The 6675-nt window shown below is 58.0% G+C and carries 7 protein-coding genes and 1 pseudogene; 2 read left to right on the top strand and 6 right to left on the bottom strand.

The window, feature by feature from the left end; all coding sequences use genetic code 11:
• Nucleotides 1–297 (top strand): transposase (locus K289_RS49955; RefSeq protein ID WP_198024889.1); only part of this gene is annotated, 297 nt, incomplete at its 5' end.
• A 256-nt stretch (nt 298–553) separates the two neighbouring features.
• Nucleotides 554–904: a hypothetical protein gene (locus tag K289_RS0140205; RefSeq protein ID WP_027556470.1), complete on the top strand. Its 351-nt coding sequence runs from the start codon at nt 554–556 to the stop codon at nt 902–904.
• Between the two features lie 473 nt (nt 905–1377).
• On the opposite strand, the gene K289_RS52010 is transcribed toward K289_RS0140205, so the two are convergent.
• The 6 genes and pseudogenes from K289_RS52010 to K289_RS47170 all read right to left on the bottom strand — a co-directional run.
• Nucleotides 1378–1947 (bottom strand): hypothetical protein, encoded by a 570-nt coding sequence (locus K289_RS52010; protein WP_198024888.1) that lies wholly within the window; start codon nt 1945–1947, stop codon nt 1378–1380.
• A gap of 247 nt (nt 1948–2194) precedes the next feature.
• Nucleotides 2195–3052 (bottom strand): xanthine dehydrogenase, encoded by an 858-nt coding sequence (locus tag K289_RS0140185; RefSeq protein ID WP_027556468.1) that lies wholly within the window; start codon nt 3050–3052, stop codon nt 2195–2197.
• A gap of 242 nt (nt 3053–3294) precedes the next feature.
• Nucleotides 3295–3648, bottom strand: coding sequence for a hypothetical protein (locus K289_RS47175; RefSeq protein WP_035687907.1), 354 nt, complete (start codon nt 3646–3648; stop codon nt 3295–3297).
• Between the two features lie 271 nt (nt 3649–3919).
• A complete protein-coding gene (locus K289_RS0140175) occupies nt 3920–4864 on the bottom strand; it encodes a class I SAM-dependent methyltransferase (protein WP_156918462.1) in 945 nt (314 codons plus the stop codon).
• Between the two features lie 8 nt (nt 4865–4872).
• Nucleotides 4873–6225 carry a coproporphyrinogen-III oxidase family protein gene (locus K289_RS0140170; RefSeq protein WP_051311342.1) on the bottom strand — a complete coding sequence of 451 codons (1353 nt, stop codon included), beginning with the start codon at nt 6223–6225 and terminating at the stop codon, nt 4873–4875.
• Between the two features lie 195 nt (nt 6226–6420).
• A pseudogene (locus tag K289_RS47170) lies at nt 6421–6675 on the bottom strand (IS256 family transposase); the annotation flags it as partial.

Below are 6675 nucleotides of genomic sequence, written 5' to 3'. Positions count from 1 at the left end.
TACCAGGCCTTTGCGCCCGCTGAGGCCCGCCGTATCCTGCGTCGCCTCGAGTTCCACTACACCCCGAAACATGCCAGTTGGCTTAACATGGTCGAGATCGAGATCGGCGTTCTCCAAGGGCAGTGTCTCAGCCGCCGAATCGACGATCCAAAACACCTCAGAAATGAGATCGCAGCATGGGAGCGGCAGCGAAACAAAGCTCGCGCCCGCATCAACTGGATGTTCACAACAGACAAAGCTCGCGCCAAACTGGGCCGCGCCTATCCAGATACGTCCAAAGAGTCAAAATCACGGTGACGAGCCACTAGTTGGTCGCCCCGATTGGGAATTAAGTCGCTTCCCTCCCCTTCGGCAGCAGAGGGGAACGCGACGACGGCGTCGCTGCGATCCTGAGGTGGCCCGACCGCAAGCGCACAAGCGGCATGGATGATGTCGATGATCGCGGAGACGCAACTTCACGCCGCTGGGCCCTAAGTCCATCGTCGGTTCTCCTGCCGCCTTGGCCGACAACGTTTCGGTGCCATTTCCGAAGTACAGATCGGCAGAGACACCGTTGGCACGCGCCGCGGCCAACGCCGGCAAGATGATCATCGGCCGCTCCGCAACGCTTATCCGGTGGCTCGTGACGACCAGCCTCCGCGTCGCTTTGACGCTGGCCTCGAGGGCGAGCGCGGCGTGGTCGGACGCCAGCAGAATTCTCATCGGCACCCGGCGTTCGGACGTTCGCGGCATTATCTCGATCCGCCGACCCAGGATGGTAATGTCCGTGGCGAGCTCGTTCCAGATCGTTTCCCGCCCCATCGACATGGTCGCCAGGTGGCGGACGATCCTGCCGCAGAATGCCGGATCTCTGACCTTTACCGAAACTTCGAAGCTTTCGAACGGGGACCCGAGCCAGTTGTAGGAGCCAATGGCCGCAAACCATCCGCCCCGTCCGTCGTCGCTCACCACGATCTTGGAATGCGATTCGGTGCTGAACATATGGACGACGATCGAGTCCGATCTGCTTTGTCGCCGATTGCCGCTTTGAGCTTTTCGGCGTGCGCGCGTGACGTCGCCTGCTTCTTCCGATCTTCGTCGTGCCCCCAGAATATGTCGATCCGCGCTCCATTTCCGGCGGCATAAAAGAAGTCGGACAAGCGAGTTCGTGTCGCGCGATCTGGTCCTGAGGACATAGCAACGCGGTGTCGCCGGACTGCTTCAGGCCCGGCAAACCAACCGAAACCGGCAGTCTCTAGACTTAAGTGTATGAAACGGCTCTGCAGCGCGGGCGGCTCAGCAATGAGGGTGCTGCTCACCCCCCATGCGTCGAGGTATGAGCCAAATGACTTCGCCGGTTGGATTGTTTCTGGTCCAGTGCGTCACCTCTGCTGTCCATCACATCGTGTAGCGCTGCCCTGCGATCAAAATGCTTGTTTCTTCGCGGTATCTGTCAGACAAGAGCTCGTCGCGGGCCAACGCTCCGATCAAGACATCTGTAGCCTGTTGCCGACGATGGATGAAGTCTTCGCCGACAACTTGCCGGTAGTCCTGTCCATCGGCGTTTGTGCTGCTGCCCGGTCCGGATCGAGCGTAGTTTTGAAAATGCAGGATGTCATAATCAAAATACATATGGGAATCGTCCGGTGGCCGTGGCGCCGAGGGAACTGGGCCGATTTCAAGCGCTCCAACGGCAACCTCGCCTTCGCAGGCGTCCAGGATGAATCCAAGATTGATGCATTCGGCCTGCTCACGGGCCAGGTCGGCTATGCCTGAAATAACGTGCTGCTCTATGTGAAAGGTGACGCTGCGGTCGTCCGCGACAAATTCCGGATCTTCGACTTTGCGACTGGGCTGCCAATCGACAACGGCAGCGAAAACTCGTTGCGGCGGTACGGTAGGGGCGGGCCTTGAATTTGGCTTCGCCTCTAATTGCTCCGTCGGCATTGAGTATGACCACTTGTTCATGGGCCGTCGGAACGTGGACTTTTTTTCAGCCGGAATCGGAGGCGTTTCCGGCGGGTGCTCGTGCAGGCACCGCCCGCATCGGTCAAGACGTCGACATCGGTTTGGTCCGTGTGAACTACCGCTGGGGTGACGCGGCCGCGAAATATTGATCTCGCCAGTAGGGACGGATTCCATCGCGCGGAAGCGGGAATAGAAGGTGGAAGTGTCGTGCAGGCAATCAGACGATTGTCCGCTAACGACAAGATAACTATCGGTAAACCCGTCTATCGTGTGATCGGGGCAAGATGAAGTTCTCGATCGCCGCGACGGTGCTGCATGCGATAGTTCGACCTCGCTCATCCATACCGGTCCAGCAGGACAGGCGTTTGCGCGGATCTATCTCCGGAAGTTTGACGCCCTCCGGGACGCGGGCGTCGTCTCGCGCAATACCACGGAGGACTCCTTCGATGGGCGCCAGCACCGGTGTGCCGCTGAGACGGCCCATCTGCATGTTCTTGGATACGGGCGTGCCGATATCGACGACTGTTCGCCAGATGCCATGGCGGTGCGAGTACACGAAGCGCTCGCGTCCTGCCTCGCCGAGCTCCCGGGATCGGCCGTCCGCCGCCTTCGTGGCTCCTCGGGAGAGGATCGCACCGGTCTGGGCCGGATGGGTCTCGATGGCGGTGTCGCAGTTGCCGCCCACCTCGAATCCGGGCCCGATGCCGACCGTAACCCGCGCTAGGCCGGAGAGGTCGGGAGGTGCTCGATGCTTTTGCATGCGCGCATCGACGATCACGGATAGTGGACGTAAGACGATGATGTCGGAGAGGTGCATCTCCGTCACTGCGACGCTGCTTGGATCGGCGTGAATCCGCACGATTTCCAAGAGGGTGTCGGCCCGTTTACCGACGACGCCTTCAACCTGGCTTAGCTCCCCGAACAGCGCGTCGTGAAACGACATGCGGCGGCGGATCACCGGCGGAAATGGGGCGTGGCTCATCACGACCGCAAAGCTCGCCTCGGTGAGTTTTGTTGCGATTGCGGATGCGATTTCATTCGTGCCAAGTACCAGTGCCAGATGTCTTGGCGCGCGTGAATCCTGGGTCTTGGCGGCGTCTTTCATGGGCGAGCCTCCCGTTACGGTTGGATCCCTAGCAAGGCCCGCGCCAATCATGAATGCGTTCGACCGTCCAAACAAGGATGGTTCGTTGCGCAGCGGACCATCCAGCTGCGCCGAACCGCCGTTCGACATTGTCGTGCATGCAACAAAAGCTGGTCCAGCTTCTATCAAGCCGATGAGGCCACCGGATCGAGGCACCTGACGCGACCCACGGAAACAGTGTAGAGCGCCCCTGTGATTCGTGATCAAACGCTGTATGCGAAGTACGTATCTTCCTTGTCGTCGAAGATGTGGGCCTCACTGCCCGTGACCTTCACCAAAAAGTGGCATGAGGTATCGTGATCGAATCCGCCGAAGATTCCGAAGCCTTTCGGTTGGAGCATCAAATGCGACCGTTCACCGTGGTGATACAGGTGCGGTAAGGCGCCGGTGACGTAGCAATGCCTGCCATGGTCATATCCGCTAACAATGCGCCCTCGCACGGACACGCTAATCCTGCATGACGCGGAGGTTTCGTATTCTCGCACGCGAGCGACACGACGTCCGAGAGTGTGAGCCAACGCAATCGCCGCCGCGGCCGCCCGAACGTGCGCCTTCATATATCCTCCTACCGATTGCCTCAGGGGGCTGCCCGATGCCGCGATATAAGGACCAAGACTGCGCCTACGTCGCGGGATGTGGCTATGGTGCCTCCCACGAAGCAAGCGACGCGACGGGCGCCATGGCGGCAGGCTGTAAACTGCCTGCCATGAGGCATTCCAAGATCTGCAAGGCCCGGCGCGCTGTGCAGTGCGGGATAGGCCTGGATGAAGGCAAGCGAGCCGAGACGTTTTTCGGTGGCCAAGGCACCAATGAGAAACCGTTCGAGCGTCACTCATCTCGAATGGTCAAGCGCTTCGGGGGCGTGAAGTACTGATATTTTCCGGTAAGCTTTCCGTTGACAAACTGAAGGCCGTGATCGCCATAGATCATGTCCTCGCGCACGTAGCCGTCCGCTATGGCCCCTTGATTGTTGCCGCCAACCGTCCTCCGGGAAGTCGTCACGCCATGGCTGGTCGGCGGCGAACCGAGCATTTCAATTATGGCTTCGCGCGGTGTGCCCAGCTTCAAGCTATTAAACTGCTTGGCAGGTATCATCCCGGCTGCCTTGATGGGCTCAGCCCTCAACCGCGGAAGATCTTCGGATCCAATTGGCCTACGGACCACGACTTTCTCGATGCAGTGCGAATGGATCGGAATGCCAGGGTGGGAGTCCCATTTGATGTAATGATCGGAGCGCAAGATCTCCCAGCCGGCTTGTGTATAGATCGCCTCCAGCTCTCCACGTGCGAACGACTTCTTGTGACCAGATGCCAGCCCCTCCTTGGGAATAGGGTGGTCTGGTCGTTCGAGCGTGTTGGTGAAGCAATGAAATCCTCCAGGTCGCGTCCGATCGATCAAGGCCGTAACGAGCGGCTTCCAGACGGTTCGTTCGGTGAAATGCAATACCGAATGGGCTATAAAGACGTCGAGGTGAGCGGGCGGCTGGAAATCTTCAACACGAACCACGCCGCTCGTTATCTTCACGCCAAGATCGCCTGCGAGCCGGTTCAGCTTCGAGATGGCGGCTTCAGAGATGTCGGTCGCGATCACCTGATGATCAAAATGGGCCAAATAGAGGGCATTGCGCCCTTCGCCGCAACCCAGCTCGACAACCACGCTTTTCGCGCGGAGCGCTGGTGCGATTTCGAAGATTTCGGGACTGGGACCACCCATACACGAAACCTCCGGATCGGCGTAGCCAAAATCCCACCAAGAGTTCGTCATCTCTTGCATACTGAACCTCACGCTGCTTGATATTGCTCTTCGAGGGCCACCATCGTGCGCGAGTAAAACATTCGCGCCATAATGCTCGAATATTTAAATCCCGCGTAAGTCAGTTGATAAGTATCGCCATCGACGAAGTCGATGAGTTGCAGAGCCTTCAGCGCCTCGAATTCTTTGCCGAAATCGGCCGCCAGTGCGCGTCCGAATACTGCAGCGTAGCGTCTTCTGCTGAGAGCCGACAATGTGAGTCCAAGCAGAACGTAACGACGCGCAAGATCCTCCTGTGTAAGTTTGATTCCGTGCGATGCAATCGCGTCAGGATCGAAGGAGCGAGCTAAGAAGGCGCTGATGATCGGCGAAGCCGCGCTCCAGTCGACAGCATAATCGGTGCTGTAGTGATATCGGCCGAAATAGCTTCTGGCGCCAGCTCCCAATCCTAGCAGGGGCGTTCCCTCGAAATCCGATGCCTCCTGCCGGTAGGCCCGGTCACCCGCGATCTTGGTGAAGCGGGTGAAGGATTCCTGGCGATAATTTTTTGATACCATCATGGCAACGTTCTGGTCGTAGACCTCATACTTTTCAGCTTCCGAAAAGAATAAATCGGGATTGTGGGCCTTCGAGGTAATGATGCTGGTCATCGGACGAACAACCACGGGGTAAAGAGAGATTGTCTGCGGCTCATAGTCGAGCACGCGGCCAAGCGAAAAGATCCAGGAGTCACGGGTTTGGCCACGCAGGCCGTAGATCAGATCGAGATTGACGTGGGAAAAGCGCTCGATGAGGGCTTCAATTGCTGCTTCTGCCGTCTCGACCGAATATGGTCTACCAGAGTACGCAAGCTCGCCGGGTACCATGCTCTGGATGCCCATGCTCATCCGGTTGACGCCAAGTGCCTTCAGGCAATCCAGAAGATTGTTGTCGAAGGTGTCCGGCGCAGTCTCGACCGTAATCTCACATTGGCGTCCTCGTGTTGGAAATGCAGCGTCGAGGGCGGCGAAGAGCTCGCCGAATTGATGCCGCGTCAGAAGGGTTGGCGTGCCACCGCCGAAATAGATACTTACAACCTCACGATCTCCGAAGTATTCTCCATATCGCGCGACGTACTCTACCAATCGAGCAACATAGGAGTCCGGCGTCGCCGGTTTAAAGCGCGTTGTAAGAAAGAGCGTGCAGTAGGTGCAGCGATAGCGGCAGAACGGGATATGGATATAGATGTTGATTTGCTTAGAACGGCTAGCCTGCTCAACGACATCAATTATGCGGAGTGGCTGCGGAAAAGCTCGATACGCTCGCTTGGAAGGATAGCCATAGACGTAGGTTGGCAGCTCTTTATTCGCTATATTTGTTCGAAGAAATTCCAGACAATCCATGATCTAACCCGTTGATTGCCAAAGCTGGCGAATGCCCGAACGCCACAAGTTGATCCCTTATGATGATCAGCAGTTTCCAAGGAGGCCGCCAATCCATTCAGTATGGCGTTTCCGCCGCTTGTGTTCTTTAGATCTAACCGGGGGATGTCCCGATCGCTGTTGAACTAGGTCGGGCCGACGTTGCCGGAATGAATGTTACGCGGCCCTCGTGACGTGGGCAACGGGGTTGATCGTCATGCGATTGTGGCGAGCTTGAAGAGCCGCACGCAGAACCGACAATTGCTTATGCGCCTTCAATCGTCGGAAGCCCTTGTTGGCCTCGATCATGCCGGCCGCGACCCATCGCAAGGCCATACCGGCATCCCGCCAGCGTTTGACGTTGCGCGTGACGCGGCGAATGGTGCCCATCATGTTCTCGGCGATGTTGGTACAGGCGAGCGATCGACGAAG

This window comes from Bradyrhizobium sp. Cp5.3 (assembly GCF_000426265.1).
GTDB classification, from domain to species: domain Bacteria; phylum Pseudomonadota; class Alphaproteobacteria; order Rhizobiales; family Xanthobacteraceae; genus Bradyrhizobium; species Bradyrhizobium neotropicale.
This window is presented reverse-complemented; position numbering and strand designations above follow the sequence as displayed.

Excerpts from the sequence above, each read along its gene's own strand:
- K289_RS52010 (WP_198024888.1), bottom strand. The coding sequence starts at position 1,947 with ATGAACAAGTGGTCATACTCAATGCCGACGGAGCAATTAGAGGCGAAG.
- K289_RS0140185 (WP_027556468.1), bottom strand. The coding sequence starts at position 3,052 with ATGAAAGACGCCGCCAAGACCCAGGATTCACGCGCGCCAAGACATCTG.
- K289_RS47175 (WP_035687907.1), bottom strand. The coding sequence starts at position 3,648 with ATGAAGGCGCACGTTCGGGCGGCCGCGGCGGCGATTGCGTTGGCTCAC.
- K289_RS0140175 (WP_156918462.1), bottom strand. The coding sequence starts at position 4,864 with ATGCAAGAGATGACGAACTCTTGGTGGGATTTTGGCTACGCCGATCCG.
- K289_RS0140170 (WP_051311342.1), bottom strand. The coding sequence starts at position 6,225 with ATGGATTGTCTGGAATTTCTTCGAACAAATATAGCGAATAAAGAGCTG.